This window comes from Paenibacillus sp. J22FR83 (genome assembly GCF_059691955.1).
Genome location: NZ_JCAUAM010000010.1, coordinates 241,046 through 262,982 on the forward strand (window position 1 = coordinate 241,046; position 21,937 = coordinate 262,982).

General features: G+C 45.5%; 17 protein-coding genes. 10 read left to right on the top strand and 7 right to left on the bottom strand.

All coding sequences use genetic code 11. The annotated features are described in order from the left end of the window. Positions 1-43 precede the first annotated feature (43 nt). Complete coding sequence (locus AC58PV_RS19420; RefSeq protein ID WP_497434069.1) at positions 44-409, bottom strand: glyoxalase superfamily protein; 366 nt, start codon at positions 407-409, stop codon at positions 44-46. 30 nt (positions 410-439) lie between these two features. Then, the gene (gene rocF, locus AC58PV_RS19425; protein ID WP_497433969.1) at positions 440-1,354 is read right to left on the bottom strand and encodes an arginase; all 915 of its coding nucleotides are present in this window, start codon (positions 1,352-1,354) and stop codon (positions 440-442) included. Positions 1,355-1,585: 231 nt separating this feature from the next. Here rocF and AC58PV_RS19430 point away from each other — a divergent pair, with 231 nt between their 5' ends. Continuing rightward, a complete protein-coding gene (locus AC58PV_RS19430) occupies positions 1,586-2,875 on the top strand; it encodes a hemolysin family protein (protein WP_497433970.1) in 1,290 nt (429 codons plus the stop codon). 55 nt (positions 2,876-2,930) lie between these two features. Here AC58PV_RS19430 and AC58PV_RS19435 read toward each other — a convergent pair whose 3' ends face one another. Further along, positions 2,931-4,163 (bottom strand): aminopeptidase, encoded by a 1,233-nt coding sequence (locus tag AC58PV_RS19435; protein WP_497433972.1) that lies wholly within the window; start codon positions 4,161-4,163, stop codon positions 2,931-2,933. Between the two features lie 170 nt (positions 4,164-4,333). Between AC58PV_RS19435 and AC58PV_RS19440 the strand changes: the two genes are divergently transcribed. Both AC58PV_RS19440 and uxaC read left to right on the top strand, forming a co-directional pair. Beyond that, a complete protein-coding gene (locus tag AC58PV_RS19440; RefSeq protein WP_497433973.1) occupies positions 4,334-5,266 on the top strand; it encodes a VanW family protein in 933 nt (310 codons plus the stop codon). A 135-nt stretch (positions 5,267-5,401) separates the two neighbouring features. After that, positions 5,402-6,802 carry a glucuronate isomerase gene (gene uxaC / locus AC58PV_RS19445; RefSeq protein ID WP_497433974.1) on the top strand — a complete coding sequence of 467 codons (1,401 nt, stop codon included), beginning with the start codon at positions 5,402-5,404 and terminating at the stop codon, positions 6,800-6,802. A gap of 790 nt (positions 6,803-7,592) precedes the next feature. Here the strand turns inward: uxaC and yicI are convergent. Next, positions 7,593-9,914, bottom strand: a complete 2,322-nt coding sequence (gene yicI / locus AC58PV_RS19450; RefSeq protein ID WP_497433975.1) for an alpha-xylosidase — start codon at positions 9,912-9,914, stop codon at positions 7,593-7,595. Between the two features lie 146 nt (positions 9,915-10,060). Between yicI and AC58PV_RS19455 the strand changes: the two genes are divergently transcribed. Further along, a complete protein-coding gene (locus AC58PV_RS19455; protein ID WP_497433976.1) occupies positions 10,061-10,981 on the top strand; it encodes an AraC family transcriptional regulator in 921 nt (306 codons plus the stop codon). Here the strand turns inward: AC58PV_RS19455 and AC58PV_RS19460 are convergent. Next, complete coding sequence (locus tag AC58PV_RS19460; RefSeq protein ID WP_497433978.1) at positions 10,929-11,753, bottom strand: helix-turn-helix transcriptional regulator; 825 nt, start codon at positions 11,751-11,753, stop codon at positions 10,929-10,931. The two genes, AC58PV_RS19455 and AC58PV_RS19460, sit on opposite strands and share 53 nt — an antisense overlap. A 158-nt stretch (positions 11,754-11,911) precedes the next feature. Here AC58PV_RS19460 and AC58PV_RS19465 point away from each other — a divergent pair, with 158 nt between their 5' ends. Beyond that, positions 11,912-13,195, top strand: a complete 1,284-nt coding sequence (locus tag AC58PV_RS19465) for a Gfo/Idh/MocA family oxidoreductase (protein ID WP_497433979.1) — start codon at positions 11,912-11,914, stop codon at positions 13,193-13,195. A gap of 22 nt (positions 13,196-13,217) precedes the next feature. After that, complete coding sequence (locus AC58PV_RS19470; protein ID WP_497433980.1) at positions 13,218-14,243, top strand: dienelactone hydrolase family protein; 1,026 nt, start codon at positions 13,218-13,220, stop codon at positions 14,241-14,243. Positions 14,244-14,343: 100 nt separating this feature from the next. On the opposite strand, the gene AC58PV_RS19475 is transcribed toward AC58PV_RS19470, so the two are convergent. Both AC58PV_RS19475 and AC58PV_RS19480 read right to left on the bottom strand, forming a co-directional pair. After that, positions 14,344-14,718, bottom strand: coding sequence for a YmaF family protein (locus tag AC58PV_RS19475; RefSeq protein ID WP_497433982.1), 375 nt, complete (start codon positions 14,716-14,718; stop codon positions 14,344-14,346). A 96-nt stretch (positions 14,719-14,814) separates the two neighbouring features. Continuing rightward, positions 14,815-15,249, bottom strand: coding sequence for a methylglyoxal synthase (locus AC58PV_RS19480; protein ID WP_497433983.1), 435 nt, complete (start codon positions 15,247-15,249; stop codon positions 14,815-14,817). Positions 15,250-15,490: 241 nt separating this feature from the next. Here AC58PV_RS19480 and AC58PV_RS19485 point away from each other — a divergent pair, with 241 nt between their 5' ends. The 4 genes from AC58PV_RS19485 to rhaB all read left to right on the top strand — a co-directional run bounded on the left by AC58PV_RS19485 (position 15,491) and on the right by rhaB (position 21,928). After that, positions 15,491-16,117: an SLOG family protein gene (locus AC58PV_RS19485; protein WP_497433984.1), complete on the top strand. Its 627-nt coding sequence runs from the start codon at positions 15,491-15,493 to the stop codon at positions 16,115-16,117. 998 nt (positions 16,118-17,115) lie between these two features. Further along, positions 17,116-19,185 (top strand): bifunctional aldolase/short-chain dehydrogenase, encoded by a 2,070-nt coding sequence (locus tag AC58PV_RS19490; RefSeq protein ID WP_497433985.1) that lies wholly within the window; start codon positions 17,116-17,118, stop codon positions 19,183-19,185. Positions 19,186-19,211: 26 nt separating this feature from the next. Continuing rightward, entirely contained in the window at positions 19,212-20,432 is a 1,221-nt protein-coding gene (gene rhaI / locus AC58PV_RS19495; protein ID WP_068662681.1) for an L-rhamnose isomerase, read from the top strand. After that, entirely contained in the window at positions 20,426-21,928 is a 1,503-nt protein-coding gene (gene rhaB / locus AC58PV_RS19500; RefSeq protein WP_497434070.1) for a rhamnulokinase, read from the top strand. Before rhaI ends, rhaB begins: the two co-directional genes overlap by 7 nt. Positions 21,929-21,937: the final 9 nt, after the last annotated feature.

Below are 21,937 nucleotides of genomic sequence, written 5' to 3' on the forward strand. Positions count from 1 at the left end.
TAATACCCCCATCTCAATGGATGAGAACGGGGGTATTGGTGCGTCATTGTATCTGTCTTTCAAAAAAGATAATTCGATTTCCAAAAGGATCAGTCACTGTGACTTCTTGTGTGTCCCAAGGTGTCTTGTGGATGCCGGGGCGAGAATATTTCGATTTTAGCGCTGTCAATTGGCTGTGAAAGTCTTCGATATCTGCCATTTCTACGCGAATCGCTGCTCCAGGCGTGCAGTCCCCGTGATGTTCGGATAAATGGATCGTGAGTGTATCCAAGGTGATTTCCATGTAAAGGGGCATATCAGGTTCAAAACGGTGTTCCCAAGCCACAGTAAACCCTAAATAATCAAGGTAAAATTCCCTGGCTTTCGTCTCATCAAACATTCGGAAGATAGGTGTTGCCCCTTTGATAATTGGAATGATGATTCCCTCCTACACAATCGATTATAAAATTTGATCACCGAAGAATGAACTGATAAGGCTTAGGGCGAGTTCAGAGGTTTTGTTACTTTCATCCAGTAACGGATTGACCTCAACGAATTCAGCAGACGTGACAATGCCGGCTTCATGCAGCATTTCCACAGCGAGGTGAGCTTCGCGGAAATGAAGACCACCTTTGACCGTTGTTCCTGTCCCAGGTGCCTCGATGGGATCTATGGAATCAACATCGTAACTAAGATGAACGCCATCTGTTCTTATTTTAATATAATCAATCGCTTCTTGCATCACATGGGCCATCCCTTTGCGGTCAATATCATACATCGTATAACATTTGATGCCCAGCGAACGAATCAGCTTCTTCTCGCCTTCATCCAACGAACGGGCTCCGATGAGCACGATATTCTCAGGTTTCACCTTGGGGGAGATCCCGTTGATCTGGGTTAATAAGGGATGCCCAATGCCCAGGCTAACCGCAAGTGACATGCCATGTATGTTACCCGAAGGGCTTGTTTCTGGTGAGTTTAAGTCCGAATGGGCATCAATCCAAATGACCCCTAATTGCTTGTAATGAGAAGCTAAGCCTGCGATTGTGCCAATGGCAATACTGTGGTCGCCACCGATAACAAGTGGGAAATAATCTTGGGCCACGACGTCAGATATTTGTTGGGCCAATCGCGTATTTATATCAAGAACTTCTGCGAAATACTTGAGATTTGTGATATCCACATGTGCATCTAAGGGTGTTAGTTTCTCAGTCAGATCTAAATCTGAAACATGATCAATGCTATAGCCCATTTGTTGTAAGGCGGGAAGTAGTCCTGCTTCAAAAATGGCGTTAGGTCCATGACTTGCACCTCGGCGACCTGCTCCTAGATCAAAGTTGACACGGATTGCAGCTATTTTCGGTGGGATACTCATCGGATCAACTCCTTCTGATGGATGATTGTGACAATAAATCCTCCGGCCCACACTCCTTTGACTAACATTCCTAATCTGTGTGTAACCATCCTATTATAGGATATGAAGTTATGATTTCTTTGTTCTTGGGTAAATTCCTTTTAATAGCTGCGTACAATTCGCAGAAATTGATTAGTTCGACCAAGAAAGTTAAACTTAGAGTGATAAACTAAACGCTGAAGGTAGGTTACCATGTTAATCAATTTGGTTTTAATCGCAGTACTGATTGTTCTTACCGCTTTTTTTGTCGCGACAGAATTTGCCGTAATTCGGATTCGTCCAAGCCGCGTAGATCAAATGGTTGCAGAAGGCAAGAAAAATGCACTAGCTGTTCAAACCGTTACCTCCAATCTGGATGGCTATTTGTCCGCGTGTCAACTCGGGATTACAATTACGGCTCTAGGTCTTGGTTGGTTAGGTGAGCCTACGGTCGAGAAGATCCTCGGTCCCTTATTCGAAGGCATTGGTGTAGGTGAAACACTCTCACACATTTTATCGTTTGGTATTGCTTTTTTATCCATTACCTATATCCATGTTGTTCTTGGTGAACTAGCGCCCAAAACGTTAGCCATCCAGAAAGCGGAAGCGATTTCCATTCTAACAGCTCCATTCATTATTTTTTTCTATAAAGTGATGTATCCGTTCATCTGGGTTCTAAATGGTTCAGCTACACAGCTTGTGCGCATATTTGGCGTCAAACCAGCAAGCGAACACGAAGAGGCTCACTCCGAAGAGGAAATCCGTATTATTTTATCAGACAGCCTCGAAAGTGGAAAAATCAATAAGACCGAGTATGGATTTGTGAATCGCATTTTCTCCTTCGATGAATTGTTGGCCCGTGAAATCATGGTGCCGCGTACGGATATGATTTGTCTCTATGCGGATAAGCCATTGGAAGAGAATATGAACATTATAATCAAAGAGCAATACACGCGTTTTCCCGTTGCCAAAGAGAGCAAAGATCATATCATTGGTTTCGTGAATACGAAGCAATTTTTCTTAAGTTACATCTCGAATCCAGATTTTAATTTCAAAGGCTTGCTGCAACCGATCATGACCATTCCCGAAGGAATGCCTGTGAAGTCCTTGCTCAGAAAGATGCAGCGTGAAAACGTACATATAGCTTTACTAATGGATGAGTATGGCGGAACGTCCGGATTGATTACGATTGAAGATATTCTCGAGGAAATTGTCGGAGAGATTCGTGATGAATTCGATAAAGATGAAATGAAAGAAATTGACAAGCTAGCGGAAGGACACTATGTAGTCGACGGCAATGCCTTGATTATTGAGTTAAATGCTAGATTGGGACTTGACATTATCGACGAGAATGTGGATTCAATCGGTGGTTGGCTATACAGTAAGCAGTCCGAATTACAGATTGGTGAACAATGGGAGTATCAGGATTGGACATTCATTGTACGTGAAAGAGATGCAAATCGAATTCGCAAAATTGAGCTATTGAAAAATGAACTCAACTAAACGCAAAAAAGAGGGTTCCCCGCCACAGCAGTGGCTCAGGGGACCCTCTTTTCGATTAGAACGCCCAGTTTCCTTGACGGAAAATCGGCACGATGGTGCCATCAGCGAGTTCACCGTCAATATCCATCTCGGCGGAACCGATCATGAAGTCGACATGAATGAGACTGTCATTCAGTCCTGCTTGCAGTTGTTCTTCTTTGGACATCTGCGTACCGCCTTCAATACAAGTCGGGAAGGCGCGGCCGAGGGCCAGATGGTTTGAAGCATTTTCATCATAGAGTGTGTTGAAGAAGATTAAATTTGTGTTCGAAATGGGAGAGACATGCGGCACAAGCGCGATTTCGCCCAAGTAATGTGCGCCTTCATCCATCTCGATCATCGCTTGTAGGGATTCATAACCTTGCTCCGCTGTGTAGTGAGTGACACGACCCTGCTCGAAGGTGATCGAGAAATTATCAATCAAGCTGCCTTGGTAGCTCAGCGGTTTGGAGCTGCGCACGGTCCCATTGGTTCCCAAACGGTTCGGGGAAATGAACACTTCCTCTGTCGGGATGTTCGGGTTGAAATCGAAGCCACCCCTTTCGTTCGTCGCGGAACCGCCTCGCCAAATGTGCTGCGGTGGAAGTTTCACAGTAAGTTCTGTGCCAGGAGCGCGATAATGGATTTTGTGAAATTGCTGCTGGTTCAATTGTTCCCGTTTGCTGCGTAGCGTAGCGTTGTGATCCTGCCACGTTTGAACAGGATTTACTTGATCTACACGGGTAGCTTCAAAGATCGCATCCCACAGGGCAGAGACGGCAGCCTGATCTTCAAGATCAGGGAATACCTTTTGCGCCCAAGCTAGGGAAGGGGCAGCTATGATGGACCATGTCATTTTGTAAGAGGACATGTATTCACGCCATTTGACCAGCAGAGGACCTGCCGCTTTCGCATTCGCTGAGATGCGTGCAGGATCCACATCCTTCAATAGCTCTGGGTTGTCCGCGTCGATCCATAAGTAGGCACCGTTGTTCTCAGCTAATTCGGTTAGTGCTTGCGCACGCCATGCTGGGTATTCATTGAATGATTCAGCGGGGGCGTGCGTATAGCGGATTTGGGTGCAGATTTCATCCTGCCATTCAATATGTACATGCTTAGCGCCAGCTTCGTATGCTTTACGAGTGATGAGTCTTACGAATTCGGGGTGCCCAATTGGCGCATTAATCCAAAGCGATTGACCGGATTGAATGTTGAGCGCTACGCGTACCGTAAGCTCTGCATATTTTTCAAGATTTTGCTCAAACGTCATTAGAAAAATCCTCCTTTTTCACCTTCTTGCTTGAAGTGTATCCTTCTGTTCGTCGACTGTCAAATAATTTTTACCGTTAGAGATATGATGGGTTTCACAATGTATCTGTGATGTCATTGCATGGAATTTTGACATTTGTTTACACTAGTGGCAGGAGGTGAATTGCGTTCATGCGCTATGAATGGCTATTGGGCTTGTTGCTGCTTGCCCAGCCCAAAGAATTGCCTTTTCAATTATCAGATAACCCGAATGGAGAGAAGATGGCTCAGATTAAGCGAGAATCAGTTGCGACCCATCTCTTGGATGTTCCGTTGGTTGATACACAGAAGTTAGATCGGCTTGCCGAGCAAATAGACAAATCTATTTACCGAAAGCCGATAAACGCCACCATAAGTGACAGCGGGGGCATTGTGAAAGAGGTTGCAGGCGCTCGGCTGAATCGACGCGCTTTTCTCAATGAATTCTATGGTCAATTCTATTCAGAGGGACCGATGAATGTGGCATTACCGCTGCAAACTTTGTATCCAAAAGTAGATAGTGAACTGCTTGCCAGCATACGAGTCCGCCCCATTGGCTATTATGTTACCTATTTTAATTCTCGCAATAGTCATCGCGTAACGAATCTCAAATTAGCCACGAAGGCGATCAATAATTATGTTGTGCAGCCGAATGAGACGTTTTCATTCAACCGTGTTGTAGGTGTTCGAACTCCGGGCAAGGGGTATATGTCAGCAAAGGTGATTGTACGGGGAGAATTCTCCGAGGGAATCGGCGGCGGTATTTGCCAAATATCTTCAACACTCTTTAATGCAGTTGATCGTGCAGGTCTTACCATTATCGAAAGATACTCCCACAGCCGATCGGTCCCTTATGTCCCACATGGAAGAGATGCTACGGTGAATTGGGGAGGGCCTGACTTTAGTTTCAGAAATGATTATAATCAGCCAATATTAATTCGCGCGCACGTATTGTCTGGTTCGGTCCATATCTCCATTTCTTCTTCGGAGGGGGTAAATTTCAAATCCCGTCATGTTCCGGGGGCAACAGAAGCGATTCCAGAAGAAATTGAAACGAATTCAAATGTTAAAAATCCACTCCCTTAATTGCTAGGACCCCTTCTCGAGGTCAAGATATGCATATTTTATGAAATAAAAGCACGAAATCGCAAGATTTCTGAGCTGATTTTTTGCTAATATAGATGGCAGATCATTCAGCTTGAGAAGGGTGGAAATTTCTTTATGAAAACGTTTTTAGACGAAAATTTCTTATTGAACAATGAAACTGCCGTACATCTTTTTCATGAATATGCGAAAGAACTGCCGATTATTGACTATCACTGCCACTTAAGTCCTAAGGAAATTTATGAAAATAAACAATTTAACAACATCACCGAAGCTTGGTTATATGGTGATCACTACAAATGGCGGATGATGCGTGCCAACGGTATTGAAGAGTCCAAGATTACAGGTGAAGCTAGTGATTATGATCGCTTTGTCGCATGGGCATCCACACTTCCTATGGCGATTGGCAATCCGTTGTACCACTGGTCCCATATGGAACTTCAAACCTATTTCGGCGTGTACGATATCATTAATGAGGCCAATGCTCCAGCAATTTGGGAAAAAGTGAATGCCAAGCTGGCTGAAGGTGGATCCCGCGCGAGAGACCTGATCACAAACTCCAAAGTAACGGTTATTTGTACAACGGACGATCCTGTGGATTCCTTGGAATACCACATCCTTATCAAAGACATTGAAGGATTCGATACGCAAGTATTGCCTTCTTACCGTCCGGACAAGGCGCTCGAAATTAATCGCGCTACGTTCCTTCCGTGGATTGCACAGCTTGAAAAAGCAGTAGGCACACCAATTCGCACCTATGATGATTTATTGGCTGGTTTAGAAAGCCGCGCAGTGTTCTTTGACTCTGTTGGCTGTAAAGTATCTGACCATGCTCTCGATTATGTTCCTTTTGCGGCAGCGACTAAAGAAGAAGTTGACGCGATCTTCGCGGCAGGTCTTGCTGGTCAATCTGTTAGCTTGGAAGACGAGAAGAAGTACAAAGCATTCACGCTCATCTTCCTTGGCGGCATCTACAAGAAATTAGATTGGGCGATGCAGTATCATATCAACGCGTCCCGTAACAACAATGGACAAGCGTTCGCTAAGCTAGGTCCAGATACAGGATTCGACTCCATTGGTGATAGTCCTGTTGCTGGTGCGTTAACAGGACTGTTGTCCGCTCTTGCAGTAGCGGATTCCTTGCCACGTACGATTCTCTATTCCTTGAACGCGCGCGACAACGAGATTCTTGCTTCCTTGATGGGAAGCTTCCAAGGCGATGGCATCGCTGGCAAGATCCAATTGGGCGCAGCATGGTGGTTCAATGATACGCGTGATGGCATGATCTCCCAAATGAAATCCCTAGGCAACTTCGGCTTGCTTGGCCGTTTCGTTGGGATGCTAACGGATTCCCGCAGCTTTTTGTCGTACACGCGTCATGACTACTTCCGCCGCATTCTCTGCAACATGATCGGTGAGTGGGTTGAAGCGGGCGAGTTCCCGAACGACGAGCAACTGTTGAAGCAGTTGGTTCAAGGCATTTCCTACAACAATGCGAAGCAATATTTCAGTTTCTAACTAACGAACCTTTGTGTGAGCGTGAGCTTGCACGAAGGTTTTTTTTATTTGTTTGAAAGGCTAGCGGTGGGTAGTCAGTGGAGAGGCGGGAGAGGAGAAGAGGGAGTAATGGGGACGTTTGTGAGAAGTGGAAAGGTCTGGTTTAGCGTGAGAGTAGATAGAATTGTGTGAGTAGAGACTAGTTCGCTAGGCGCCAACCAAGCAACCCAGCAACCAAGCAACCCAGCACCCAGTAACCCGCCAACCTTCCAGCAGGTGGGTGAGGAAGAGATTAATTTGTTGAGGGAGCGGCGGAACGTTTGTGAGAAGTGGAAAGGTCTGGTTTAGCGTGAGAGTAGATAGAATTGTGTTAAAAGCCCTCAGCCCGCCGACTACCGCCTTCCAGCGGGTGGATGATAAAGAAACTTAATTTGTTGAGGTAGTAGTGGGAGGTTTTGCGAATAAATGGATTTTATACAGTTAATATCATCGTTATTTCACGGAAATGTGAAATAGATGGATTTTATGTAGTTAAATCAGTGGGAATTAGCTAATGTGACCCAATCTGGTTAATTTAGCTGTATATTTTCCATCTAAATGGAAAATTTGGAGATTTATCTTCGAAATAACTGTAGTTTTTCCAGTTAAATGAATCATTGCTGCTGCTAAGAACCTAGTTAGGTGGTTCCAAGCACACATCTGCTGATTTTCGCGCGCATCCACTAGCTTAGTAACTGGCTGAGCAACCCACCACCCATAAACAAACTTCCCCCTCACATCTGAAGTGAAAGGGAAGTCCATTTACATGTGATCAAATCGTTAAGAAGATAGCGGAGTTTGCATTGATCGCGGTAACTTTCACACCATATTGGTGCGAGGAAAGTGTCCCATTATCAACATGGGTTACCGATGTAATGCCTCTAAGTACTAGGCTCCATGCAGCTGGGCTGCCTGTAGGCGTGAACTGAATGACTTGCCCGTCACGATGCGCCGTGAGTGTAAACTCAGCTTTCGTTGTCGGATGATAGACGCGTGAAACGGCCTCTTGTCCGTCTGCCAATTCGAAGAGGTGGAACTCGCTCCTTGCCATGTAATCGTAATCTGGCTTTTCATCAACAGTCCCGATCGCTAACAGTGTGTTAGCTCGAACGAGGAGAGGGATGCTCATATAACTATGATACTCTTTATACCAACGATTGCCTTCTACAACTTCTCCTGTTAGCAAATGCGTCCAAGTTCCTGCAGGCAAATAGTAGGACACGATGCCAGATTCATCAAATATTGGCGCGACAAGTAGCGAATCCCCAATCATATATTGGCGATCTAAGTGATCGCACGTCGGATCATCACCGAATTCCAGCAGCATTGCGCGCATCAATGGCAAGCCGAGTTTGGAGGCGTCAACAGCTGTTTGGAATATATAAGGCATTAATCTGATTTTGAGCTTCGTGAAAAAGCGCAGAACATCAACCGCTTCGTCATCGTACATCCACGGCACGCGGTAAGAACGGCTGCCATGCAGCCGACTGTGACTGGACAGCAGTCCGAATGCAGCCCAACGTTTATAGAGGTCAGCGCTGGAGGTACTTTCGAATCCTCCGATATCGTGACTCCAGAATCCGAATCCAGAGAGCCCTAAGGATAATCCGCCTCGCAAGCTTTCTGCCATTGATTCATAGGTCGCGGTACAATCACCGCCCCAGTGAACAGGGAATTGTTGTCCGCCGGCTGTCGCGGAACGTGCGAACAAGGCAGCTTCGCCCCTGCCAAGCTTCTCTTCCAATACATCGAATACCACTTTGTTGTACAGCTGGGTATAGTAATTGTGCATTTTGACAGGATCAGAACCGTCATAGTAGACGACATCCGTTGGAATGCGCTCACCGAAATCCGTCTTGAACGAGTCAACACCCATATCGACAAGCTTTCTTAGCTTCGCAGCATACCACTCACAAGCAGCAGGATTCGTAAAGTCAACGATACCCATACCAGGCTGCCACATATCCCACTGCCAAATATCTCCGTTTGGTTTTTGCAATAAGTAACCGGCTTTCATGCCCTCTTCAAACATCGGGGAACGCTGCGCGATATAGGGATTGATCCATAGGCAGATCTTCAAACCTTTGTTCTTGAGACGCTGCAGCATCTGCTCGGGCTCCGGGAAAATTCGCGTATCCCATTCGAAATCGCACCAGTGAAATTCGCGCATCCAGAAACAATCGAAATGGAAGACATGAAGCGGGAGTTCACGCTCAGCCATACCGTCAATGAAACTAGTCACAGTGGATTCGTCGTAATTCGTTGTGAAGGAGGTAGTTAGCCAGAGTCCGAATGTCCAAGCTGGCGGCAACGCAGGCTTTCCAGTTAATGTCGTGTAGTTGCCCAATACTTCCTTCAGATTGGCTCCGCCAATCAAGAAATAGTCAAGATACTCACCTTCTACACTGAATTGCACCTTAGATACTTTCTCAGAAGCCACCTCGAAGGAAACATTCTCTGGATGATTGACGAATACACCATATCCTTTATTGGTGATGTAAAAAGGAATATTTTTATACGATTGTTCGGAGTTCGTTCCGCCATCTCGGTTCCAGATATCTACGCTTTGCCCGTTTTTGACAAAAGAAGTAAATCGCTCGCCGAGCCCGTAAACGCTCTCACCAACGCCGAGGTCTAATTGATCTCTTACATAAGTTGTAGCGTTATCCGAGATTACGTACCCAATGCCCTTGAGCCCGCTGGAAGTAAGCTTGCGACCGTTATAATCAAACGCCAGATGCCAAGGTTGATCTCTTCGAATGCTGGCCCTTAGGTTGCCGCTGGCTAAGCTGGCTTCATGGGTATTTGCCTCTATATGGAGGGAGTGGTTCTCATCTGAATTGAGCGCAAAGTAGGGACCGACTTGTTTCTTTCCCCGATGATGATAAATTTGTACACGAATAACATCCTTCAAGGGAGAGCTTAATTTGACTTCAATTAATGGTGTATCTAATTCACCAGAACGGTCAACGATCGGTTTTGGCGGGCCGAAAAGAGTAAGAGATCGATCAGTTGTATACACATCATGTACTTCAACTGGACTAATAATTTGATACTCCTTGCGGGTCATCCATTGGCCATCACTAAATTTCAAAGCAACCAGCTCCTTGTAAAAATTCATATAATTATATTGATTTGGAAATATGCCTGTGATTAAAAGTGTAATCGCTTTATGCTATGATTGTCTTGCAGAATGCTGATGCGGATATATAACAATTTTGATATAAGGAGTATGACGCTATGAATGTGGAAGATTTGCATGAAGGTCGAATTCACGGCGATCTCATGTTCCCGCTAAGTGTGTACCAAGTCGAGAAAGTCAATGATGTATTCTTCAACTATCACTGGCATGAGGAAATTGAATTTATTTATATGACAGAGGGAAACGCGTCGTTTCATATAGGTTCGTCGTTGACTGAGCTTCAGCAAGGTGAGGCATTGCTCATTCCGAGCGGCCAATTGCATGCATGTTACCCGGCAGGTGAACTTCCCGCCTATTTTCATGCCATCGTTTTCGATTTGCAACTTCTAAGCAGCAGTGCCTATGATGTGATCCAAAGTAAATACATACAGCCCTGGATCGAGCAGCGATTGATCTTACCGGGACTCTTCCGTTCAACGGAATCGTGGGAACAGCAAGTGAGCTTGAAGCTCGTGGATATCATTCAACATTTTGAAGATAAATCGCTTGGTTATGAGCTGAAAATAAAATCGGATCTACTCGCGATATTCGCTGAGCTGCTGCCACATGGTGAGCTTTCTGCTGATCTACCGCGAAACGCAGCACAATCAAGCAGCATTGAAAGAATTAAGCCTGCGCTTCAATTCATGCATGAGTACTATCATCAACGGATTCTGATTCCAGAGCTCGCAGGGTTGATTGGGATGAGTGAGGGGCATTTCTGCCGTTTTTTCAAAGGGATCGTCAAAAAGACACCTATCGCATACCTCAACTTCTATAGAGTCGAGAAAGCGATGAAGTGTCTGGAAGATCCAAGGATCAAAATTATAGATGTTGCGAGTGAGGTAGGTTTTGAGAGTCCGAGTTACTTTATTAAGACGTTTAAAGCGCTTAAAGGGATGACACCGACCGATTATCGTAAATTGATCAAGGTCTCAGATGCATCATTTTCCGACATTGGAGCGGAGTCTGTGACGTAACCTGCTTGAATACACGTCCGAAGTGAGCGACACTGTCGAAGCCAGCTTGTTCAGCGATATGGATCACTTTGAGTTTGGTTTCTCGCAATAGTCGTTGCGCTTCGCGGATACGCAGGTTGTTTAAATACTCGACGAACGAGAAGCCAATCGTGTCCTTGAATGAGCGGCAGAAATAACTCGGACTAATGTGGAATTTCTCAGAAATCAGTGCAAGTGTCAGTCTTTCATTGAAATGTTCATTGATATAAGTGACGATCTCAAAAATCTTAGGATTATATGCCTGCGGATGCTCATCTAATGTCTCTGATTGATCCATGAGTCTTGAGCAGAATATGAGCAGCTGCGTGAGCAATGCTTTGCTATTTAGCACCCAACCGAGCAATTCTTGTTGTTTTTCCCGCAATAAGCTGAAGAGTAGATTCTCAACGAGCGTGCGATTTGCGCCGGAAAGCGAGACGATATAATGTTTTGGGCGAAAAGGAGATAACGCAATCGCGTAAGTTTCATCATCTTTCGTGGCGAGCCAGCGCTCTTCGAAATTGATTAAGATGCGTTCGTGCGGACGATCATCGGCGTCTAGTGTTTTGTGAAGGGTATGTTTATCGATCAGTACAAGATCGCCTTCCTGCATCGCATAGACGCGGTCTTGAATGAAATAATTGCGCTTACCGCTGAGTAAATAATAAATTTCATAATGGTCATGGAAATGATTCACTAGCATTGTGTAGGGTTGATCTCTGCGAATTCGTTCAATCTCGTAATGAAACAACATCGACACCCTCTCTGGTGTAAGTTCTGTCCTTCTATCATACAGCAAGATATGCAAGGAAATAAAGTGATTAAGTAATATTTGAATAGAAACGCAACAAATATTGTATTAATCTTGCAATATGAGATGAAATACTTTGTAAGCGAGAGGGGCAATAACAGATGAAAACACGTTATGCGATTGTAGGTACTGGTGGACGAGCAGAATTCTTCTATGGCTCCATGGTAAAAGATTTTAAAGATACATCTGAACTTGTTGCTATTTGTGATATTAACCAAACACGCATGAACTTTACGAATGACTTGCTTGCTGGCAAGTATGAGTATCATGCTGTTCCTACGTATAAAGCTGATCAATTCGAAGAAATGATTCGCACAGAGAAACCGGATGCAATCATCGTAACTACTGTGGATCGTACGCATCACACGTACATTATTCGCGCGATGGAACTTGGTTGTGATGTTATTTCCGAGAAACCGATGACGGTTGATGAAGAGAAATGTCAAGAAATTTTGGATGCAATTAAACGTACAGGCCGTCAGCTTCGCGTAACGTTTAACTACCGTTATGCGCCGCACAATACGAAAATTCGTGAGTTAATTATGGATGGAACGATTGGTGATGTTCACTCGGTTCATTTTGAATGGTTGCTCAACACAGAGCATGGCGCAGATTACTTCCGCAGATGGCACCGTGATAAACGCAATGGCGGCGGGTTGCTTGTGCATAAGTCAACGCATCACTTTGACTTGGTTAACTTCTGGTTGGGGACGCAGCCAGAGACTGTTTTTGCCATGGGAGATCTCATGTTCTACGGAAAAGCGAACGCAGAGAAACGCGGCGAAACGAAGTTCTACCAACGTGCTACCGGAAACGAGTATGCAAAAGATGATCCATTCGCGCTGCATTTGGATTCCAATGCGCATCTCAAAGGTCTATATTTGGATGCGGAGCATGAGGATGGTTACCAACGTGATCAGAGCGTATTCGGCGACGGGATCTCTATTGAAGATACGATGGGCGTAATGGTCAAATATAAAAATAAAGCGATTCTTACTTACTCCTTGAATGCGTATTTACCTTGGGAAGGTTTCAATGTGAATATTAACGGCAGCAAGGGACGTATTGAAATGAAAGTTGTCGAGAAATCTTACGTGAATTCCGGTGGCGACAAAGCGGATGAAGGTGCATTGAAAGCGAAAACGATCACGGTATTCCCGATGTTTGCGGCACCGTATCAAGTTGACATCGAAGAGGGCGTTGGTGGTCACGGTGGTGGCGATCCGATTCTATTGAAGGATATCTTCGACAAGCCATCCGATGATCGTTTCAACCGCGCGGCTTCCCATGTAGACGGAGCGATGTCCATTCTTACAGGTATTGCTGGTAATATTTCATTACGTACCGGGCAACCGGTTGCTGTAGATAAGCTTGTGAAATTTTAACCTGTGACGGAGGTTGAGCTAAATGTGGAGTCCTGATGCGAGCATGGAACAGCTCTATCGCGCATTCGAGTTGAAACGTGAGAAGAGTCGAACGGAATGGGCTGAACATGCAAAAGCTCATATGAAAAAGCGCTTGGCGGACTCCTTAGCGGTGACCATGGAAGAACAGGACGATCTTCGTCCTGTTCTTCTTGATCGTGTCGAGCTTGAGGATCATGTCCGAGAACGCATTGAAATCGGTACGTTTTGGGGTTTTCGAGTTCCTGTCTATGTGCTGCTGCCCAAAGGAGATTCTCATCAACGTGCTGCCGTACTAGCGCTGCATGGTCATGGTTATGGGAGCAGGCAAATTGTAGGATTGAACGCTGATGGAACTGAGCTTGAGGGGGACTGGGATCTTCATGGCAACTATGCCCTAGAGTTGTTGCGGCGTGGGTTCGTCGTAGTAGTTCCTGAAATTCTAGGCTTCGGTGATCGGCGGTTAGAGGAAGACCAGAGGGATGGGCAAGTTGGGAACTCTTCCTGCCAGGCACTTGCTTCTCACTTTATGCTATACGGGATGTCTATAGCTGGGGTTCGTGTGCATGAGGCGATGCGCGTGTTAGATTACGTCGTGACACGTGAGGAAGTTGATGCGAGTCGCATCGGTTGCTTCGGATTTTCGGGTGGCGGCCTGCTTGCCGCTTACACGGCCGTATTAGATGAGCGCATTCAGGCCTCGGTCCTTTGTGCGTTCACTAATACGTTCAAGCGCAGCATCATGGGCGTGCGGCATTGCATCGATAACTATCTGCCTGGCGCGCTCGGCTTCGCGGAACTTCCAGAACTAATCGGTTTGCTAGCGCCGCGTCCGTTGTTCATTGCATCGGGGAAACAGGATCCCATTTTTCCTGTAGATGGGGTGGAATTTGCGGTTTCCTATTTAGAGCGAGAGTATGAATTAGCAGGAGCGATCGAGCAATTTGGCGTACATCTCTATGATGGTGTTCATGAAGTAAACGGGAGTCAGGCGTATCCATGGTTGGTTGAGGTTTTGAAAGGGAAATAAGTGGATATTGAATCGAATAAAAGTGCAAAAAGACTACTGAAATCTATTTTCAGTAGTCTTTTGTTTTATAAGAGTACGGAAAGTCTCGCTGGAGGGAATCTTACACTTTCTGACGGACGATACTTTCAATGATTAATTTGTGTCCAACTACGACGCCTAGACGGATGACACCTGTTGTTCTTCCAGAAATGATGTGGCGATGTCCATCTGCAATGTTTGTTGCTATTTGAAAACGATGAAAATGATTCACGCCTACACCGATGTTGAGGCCAGTACGGCCCGAATAGGAATGACGATGCCCGTCAGCTGTTGTTGTAATGCCCTGGAATGTGTGACGGTGTCTGCCATCCTCTGGGATTACAATATCACTTAAATTGCCGAAGGAATGCCGATGATTCTGTACGCGTGACGTTAAGCCCTCCATGCGATGTCTGAACTGTACGGGGCCGCCAGATCCTTGTTTGACTCTTGCCATTAATCTATCATCCTTTCAAGAAGAGATGATATTAATATATTCAAATCAATGTGGACTGGCTTGGTCGTGAGGCTAGAACCATAAGAAATTTAGCAATTATTTGTTCTCCGTACCATTCAATCGTGGGGAATCATATTTGCGAATTTCTTCGCGCCAAGAGAGGAAGCCGCTTTCCATAGCTCTGATCAGCATTTCTGCTGTTCCAAGATTGGTTGCGAGAGGGATCTGTTGTACATCACAGAGGCGAAGGAGTGCTGTAATATCGGGTTCATGACCTAGCGCTGAGATCGGATCACGGAAGAAAATTAGCAAGTCAATGTCATCCATGGCGATCATAGCTCCAATCTGCTGATCCCCACCAAATGGGCCTGAACGGAGTCGAATCACATCCAACTTTGCTGCTTCACTAATTCTTTTTCCTGTAGTTCCTGTTGCATAAAGTTTGTGTTTTTGAAAAATATGTTTATAAGCAATTACGAAGTCCACGAGTAAATTTTTGTACACATCATGTGCAACGAGTGCAATGTTCAATCTAATCCGCTCCTTTTAATGTCAAGTAAGTTTACATTAATATTTGTGTTAAGATCAGAATATCGTAAAATAATCATAATTTCAATCATTTTTTTGATAAAATCAGTCAAATTGGTGTTTGTAGATTGAATTTTTATATTTTGTGTAATGTTATATGACATAAATTGAGTTCGAAGAGCTTCTTTCTAATTAGAAGTATCTGTGCTAACCTTTTAAGAAGATCAACAAAGGGGTGAGCTCGTTGAAACGCGTGCTGATTACAGGCTACAAAGCGAATGAACTTGGCATTTTCTCATTGAAGCATCCTGGCATTCCGATTATCAAAAAAGCGATTCAAAAGCGGATCATCGCCTTAATCGATGACGGACTCGAATGGGTTGTTGTGAGCGGACAATGGGGAGTAGAATTATGGGCGGCAGAGGCTGTGCTAGAGTTGAGAGAGCGTACCTATCCGGAGTTGAAACTGGCAGTTATTACGCCATTTTTGGAGCAAGAAGAGAAGTGGAGCGACGATAAAAAAGGATGCTACGCTAGCGTCATGCAGCGGGCCAATTACGTCAACAGTATAACGAAGACTAAATATGAGGGGCCTTGGCAGTTCAAAGAGAGGGACAAGTTCCTCCTCCGAAACTCTGACGGTATTCTAATGGTCTATGATGAAGAGACGGAAGGTTCACCGAAGTTTATGAAATTGCAAGCTGCTCAAATCGCCGCGCATCATTCCTATCCGATCATAACGATTAATGCTTTTGATTTGCAAAATGTAGCCGAAGATGAGCCCGGGGATTACAGCGGCGACATGCAGGATGACCTACCTGGGGATACAGTCAGTGGGGGGGATGAGTGGGCTTTTGATGATGACATTTAGTCTAGTTGATGAGTGGCATTTGGCGTCCAACCTCCTGCCATTTAGATGGAAAATGTACAGTTATTTGCCACATTTTTGCCGGAAATATTGATTTAGATGGAAAATATGTAGTTATTATTTCGGTTTTAACTTGAATCAGCCATTTAAGCTGAAAATAGCTGTAGGTTTTCCAGTTAATGTCCTAGTAGATGTGAATTCTCCAGAATTAGAAGGAGTTTTTCCAGTTATTGCTCAGCTGGAGCATCGGGCCAAGGGGATCAATAAGCAACAAATCCGAACCCACTCCGTACACCTTAGCTACTCAACAAATCCTAACTTGCCCCTTGCACCACAGCTACTCAACAAAATTCAAACCTACTCCATACACCATAGCCACTCAATAAATCCAAACTTACTCCATACACCATAGCCACTCACCAAATCCGAACTTACTCCATACACCACAGATAGCTAGTCCCCATCAGCAATTGCCGCGTGCTCACCTTCGAATCACAATGTGCCCAACGCAGACTCCCGAACATCCATCCAGCCAAATAAATGGAAAATATACAGTTAAAATACAGCATTCCACTCGGAAAATTGATTTAGATGGAAAATATGTAGTTATTAATGAGGAATTTACTTAAATCAGTCCATTCAGCCCAAAATAGCTGTAGTTTTTCCAGTTAATGTTCTAGAAATGCTGATTTTTGCAGAATTAGATGTAGTTTTTCCAGTTATTTGGAGTAATTGCCACGCTAGTCCGATTCAGGAATAATCCCACACATACAAAGATAAACGTGGCGTCATGTGTCCCGAGATTTCTCGTTTCATCGGAATACACCTGCTATTCAAGCAATCCCCTTTGTTTTGACTACAAATCACGCAAAATTCATTATTTTCACCACACTTAAACAAACAAAAAAAAAATTATTCAAAAATAAACAAAGATATGTTAAGATGAAACCATCAAAAACAAACACATACACATGGGAAACAAAACTTAGGAGGGTACTTACATGGTTGCGAATTTATGGGAATCTTCAAAAGCGAATGCAGTATCGAAAGGCGTAGAGGAAATTGTGTATCGTTCCAATTTATTAGGTACAGATCGCGCTGTATGTAACTGGGGCGGCGGCAACACGTCGTACAAAACGATCGAGAAAGATTTCCGTGGTCGCGATGTTGAAGTGATGTGGGTAAAAGGAAGCGGTTCTGACCTTGGCACGATGAAAGCAAAGAATTTCACAGGTCTTCGTATGGAAGACATTCGTCCTTTGATCGAACGCGACGAAATGTCCGATGAAGAAATGGTCGCTTACCTTGCCAACTGCATGATCGACAGCAAGCACCCGCGTGCTTCCATTGAGACGCTTTTACATGCGTTCTTACCATTCAAAAACGTTGACCACACGCATCCAGATGCGATTATCTCGCTTTGCTGCGCACACAATGGTCGTGAGCTTGCCCAAGAAATTTATGGCGATCGTTTCGTTTGGGTACCTTATGTACGTCCTGGTTTTACACTTTCCAAAATGATCGCAGATGGCGTTCGCAAAAATCCGAAGGCTGAGCTTGTGCTAATGGAGAAACATGGTCTAGTTACTTGGGGCGAAACGTCCGAAGAAAGCTACGCGAAAACAATCGCTATCATTAATGAAGCAGCAAGCTTCATCGAAGCTCGCGTGAACGAAGCGAACCTATATGGCGGTTCCAAATACGAAACACTTAGTGGCGAAGCACGCAAAGATCTTTTGGCTCAAGTTCTGCCAATCGTTCGCGGTGCCGTAAGCAACGAGAAGAAAATGATCCTTACCATTGACAGTGCAGACAATGTGCTTCAATTTGTAAACAGCCGTGATGCAGCAGTTCTTTCCCAAGTGGGAGCAGCTTGCCCGGATCACCTGGTTCATACCAAAATGAAGCCTCTATATATCGATTGGAATCCAACAACTGGCGACGCAGCAAGCTTAACAGAAGCACTAACAGCCGGCATCGAAGCTTACAAAGAAGAGTACAAAGCTTATTTTGACCGTAACAAAAATGAAGGCGACGTTATCAATGAAGCTGCTCCGCGTGTTATCCTTATTCCAGGGATCGGGATGATCAACACAGGCAAAAGCTGGGCAATGGCGCAAATCAGCGGCGCGCTTTACCACCGTGCGATTTCCGTTATGAGAGGTGCTACAGCTCTTGGAACGTTCGTATCCCTAAGCGAAAACGAGTCCTTCAACGTGGAATACTGGCCGCTTGAGCTTTACAAATTAACACTTGCTCCTGCTGAAGCTGAATTCTCACGTCAAATCGCGTTCATCACTGGTGGTGCTGGTGGTATCGGAAGTGTAACCGCTCGTCAATTCTTGAAAGATGGCGCGCATGTTGTACTTGCTGATCTTAACCTTGAAGGTGCACAGAAGCTTGCAGCAGAACTTAACGAACAATATGGCGAAAACAGAGCCATTGCTGTTCGCATGGACGTAACGAAGGAAGAAGAAGTGGAAGCAGCATTCCGCGAATCCATCCTTAGCTACGGCGGTATTGACATTATCGTGAATAATGCAGGTCTTGCGACTTCCAGTCCTTTTGACGAAACATCGCTTAAAGAGTGGAACCTGAACATGAACGTGCTTAGCACAGGGTATTTCTTGGTAGCTAGAGAAGCGTTTAAAATTATGAAAAAGCAAACAATCGGCGGCAGCATGGTATTCGTAGGCTCCAAGAACTCCGTATTTGCTGGTAAAAATGCTTCCGCATACTCCACTGCCAAAGCGGCTGAGATTCACTTGGCGCGTTGCATCGCGGCTGAAGGCGGCGAATTCGGAATCCGCGTGAACTCCGTATTGCCAGACGCAATTTTGCAAGGTTCCGCGATTTGGAACTCCGGCTGGCGCAATGAGCGTGCGGCTGCTTACGGGATCGAACCGGATCAATTGGAAGAGCACTACCGTAAAAGAACGACGTTGCTTGTTAACATCTTCCCTAAAGATGTAGCAGAAGCGATCGTGTACTTCGCATCGTCCAAAGCAGCTAAAACAACGGGCTGTATGATTACAGTTGATGGTGGCGTACCTGCTGCCTTCACGCGCTAATTCAACTAATAGGAGGCAACAAACCGATGAGCGACAAAGCCTACGCATTATTCGAAGAGCAACAAGCCCTAAGAGGCATTGATATAGCAGCAGTGAAAGCAAAGCTGAAAGCATTGAAAGTTGAAACACCTTCATGGGGCTACGGAGATTCAGGTACACGTTTCAAAGTCTACCAACAAACAGGCGTACCGCGTAATCCCTTCGAGAAATTCGAAGATGCTGCGCAAGTGCACAAACTGACGGGTGTTTGCCCGTCGGTTGCGATCCACATCCCGTGGGACAAAGTGGATGACTATGCGAAACTGAAGCAACACGCTTCTGATCTAGGCGTTTCCATCGGTGCGGTGAACCCGAACCTTTTCCAAGAAGATGATTACATCTTCGGAAGTGTAACGAACTCGAACGCAGCAATTCGCCGCAAAGCGACGGATCACTTGCTTGAGTGCGTAGACATTGCCAAAACAGTCGGCTCCGACGTGTTGAGCTTGTGGTTTGCTGATGGCTCCAACTACCCAGGACAAGTGGACATTCGCGCTCGTAAAGCATGGATGTACGAGTCACTGAAAGAAATGTACAATGCAATGTCACCCAACATGCGTATGTTGATTGAGTACAAATTCTACGAGCCAGCTTTCTACCACACTGATCTAGCTGACTGGGGGATGGCGTTCAATTTGGCGAACAAATTGGGCCCGCAAGCAGAAGTGCTTGTGGATACAGGTCATCACCCGCAAGGAACGAACATCGAGCACATCGTGACGTACTTGTTGGATGAAAATAAACTTGGCGGTTTCCATTTCAACTCCCGTAAATATGGGGATGACGATCTGATCGTTGGGTCTGTGAATCCGTATGAATTGTTCCTGATTTTCTACCAAATCATTGATGCTGCTAACGATAAGAATCCACAGATTCGTCAAGCTGCTGACAATATCGCCTACATGATCGACCAAAGTCATAACATTGAGCGTAAAATCCCAGCGATGCTGCGTTCCGTACTTAACGTACAAACGCAATACGCGAAAGCGCTTCTGATTAACCTTGAAGAAGTTCGTGCTGCACAAGCGAATCAAGATGTTCTTGGTGCCGAAGATGCGGTTCGTAAAGCATTTGAATTCGATGTAACGCCTCTACTTCAAGCAGTTCGTGAGGAAATCGGTGTTCCAGTTGACCCGATGAAAGCTTACTTGGCAAGCGGCTACGACGAGAAAATCAATGCGCGTGGCAAAGGTGGTGCAAGCTGGTGAGTAATCCATCGACAGTTCTAGCCTTTGATTTGGGAGCAAGCAGCGGCAGAGCGATCGTCGGGCGCCTTGATTCTGAAGCGGGCCGGATCACGATCGAGGAAATTCACCGCTTCTCCAATGATCCTGTGCAGGTGGGCAACCACCTGCATTGGGACATTTTACGGTTGCTTCATGAGCTGAAGCAAGGTATTTTACAAACCAAGCATCTTGGCTATTCGCATATTGAAAGCTTGGCAATTGATTCATGGGCAGTGGATTTCGGTCTACTAGCTGCAAATGGCGAGCTATTAGGAAATCCGTATCATTACCGGGATCATCACACAGATGGCATCATGAGCGAAGTCATGGATATTGTCGGCCGTGAAAAACTGTATGCCCTTACAGGGCTGCAGTTCTTGCAATTCAATTCCATCTTCCAGCTGTATGCGATCCAGAAGAACAATCCGGAATTACTTGACCGCGCGGCAACGTTTCTCATGATTCCAGACCTGCTTCGCTATTTCCTGACGGGTGAAAAGCATAGTGAATTCACGAATGCGACAACAACGCAGTTGTTTAATGCCTCGAGTTTCACTTGGGACGCTTCGCTCATCGAGCAATTACGACTTCCTGCACATATCTTCTTGCCACCTGTCGCTTCGGGTGCGCGTGTCGGTTCACTAAGTCCAGCTGTCTGCGAGGAATTGGATGTTCCTTCCATTCCTGTCATCGCTGTTGGTGAACATGATACTGCATCTGCGGTTGTTGCCGTTCCTGCGCTCCATGATGATTTCGCGTTCCTAAGTTGCGGAACGTGGTCGCTGTTAGGAACAGAAACAGAGACGCCCATTCTTACAGAACAAGCGCTAGCCTGGAATTTCACGAATGAAGGCGGCGTGTTCGGAACGAATCGGTTATTAAAGAACATTATGGGTTTATGGCTGATTAATGAATCCAAACGTGCATGGGATAAGGAAGGGAAATCAGTCGGCTTTGCGGAACTCGTGAAGCAGGCAGAAGCTGTGAAGCCATTCCAATTCTTCATTGACCCCGATGATGATATGTTCTTAAATCCTGCTCATATGCCGAAGCAAATCCAGCAATATTGTCGTGACACCAATCAGGCTGTGCCTCAAACCGACGGTGAGATTATACGTTGCATTATGGAAAGCCTAGCGCTGAAATATCGCTTTATTCTTGAGCGTACGGAGCAGCTCTCAGGCAAAACATACCGCGGACTTCACATCGTAGGTGGCGGCATCCAGAATGAACTGCTGTGCCAGTTTACAGCGAGTGCTACACAGCGTGAAGTATGGGCTGGACCTGTAGAGGGTAGTGCCTTAGGTAACCTTGTAGTACAATGGATATCATTAGGGGTTATCGCGAATTTGCGCGAAGCCAGAAAGCTGATTCGGAGTTCGTTCCCAGTCAAGACGTATCATCCACAGGATGAGGCGGGTTGGCAGGCGGCGTATGCAGCGTTTCTTAAAGTGGCCTCCCGATCGACGGTGAAATGAGGGGTAACG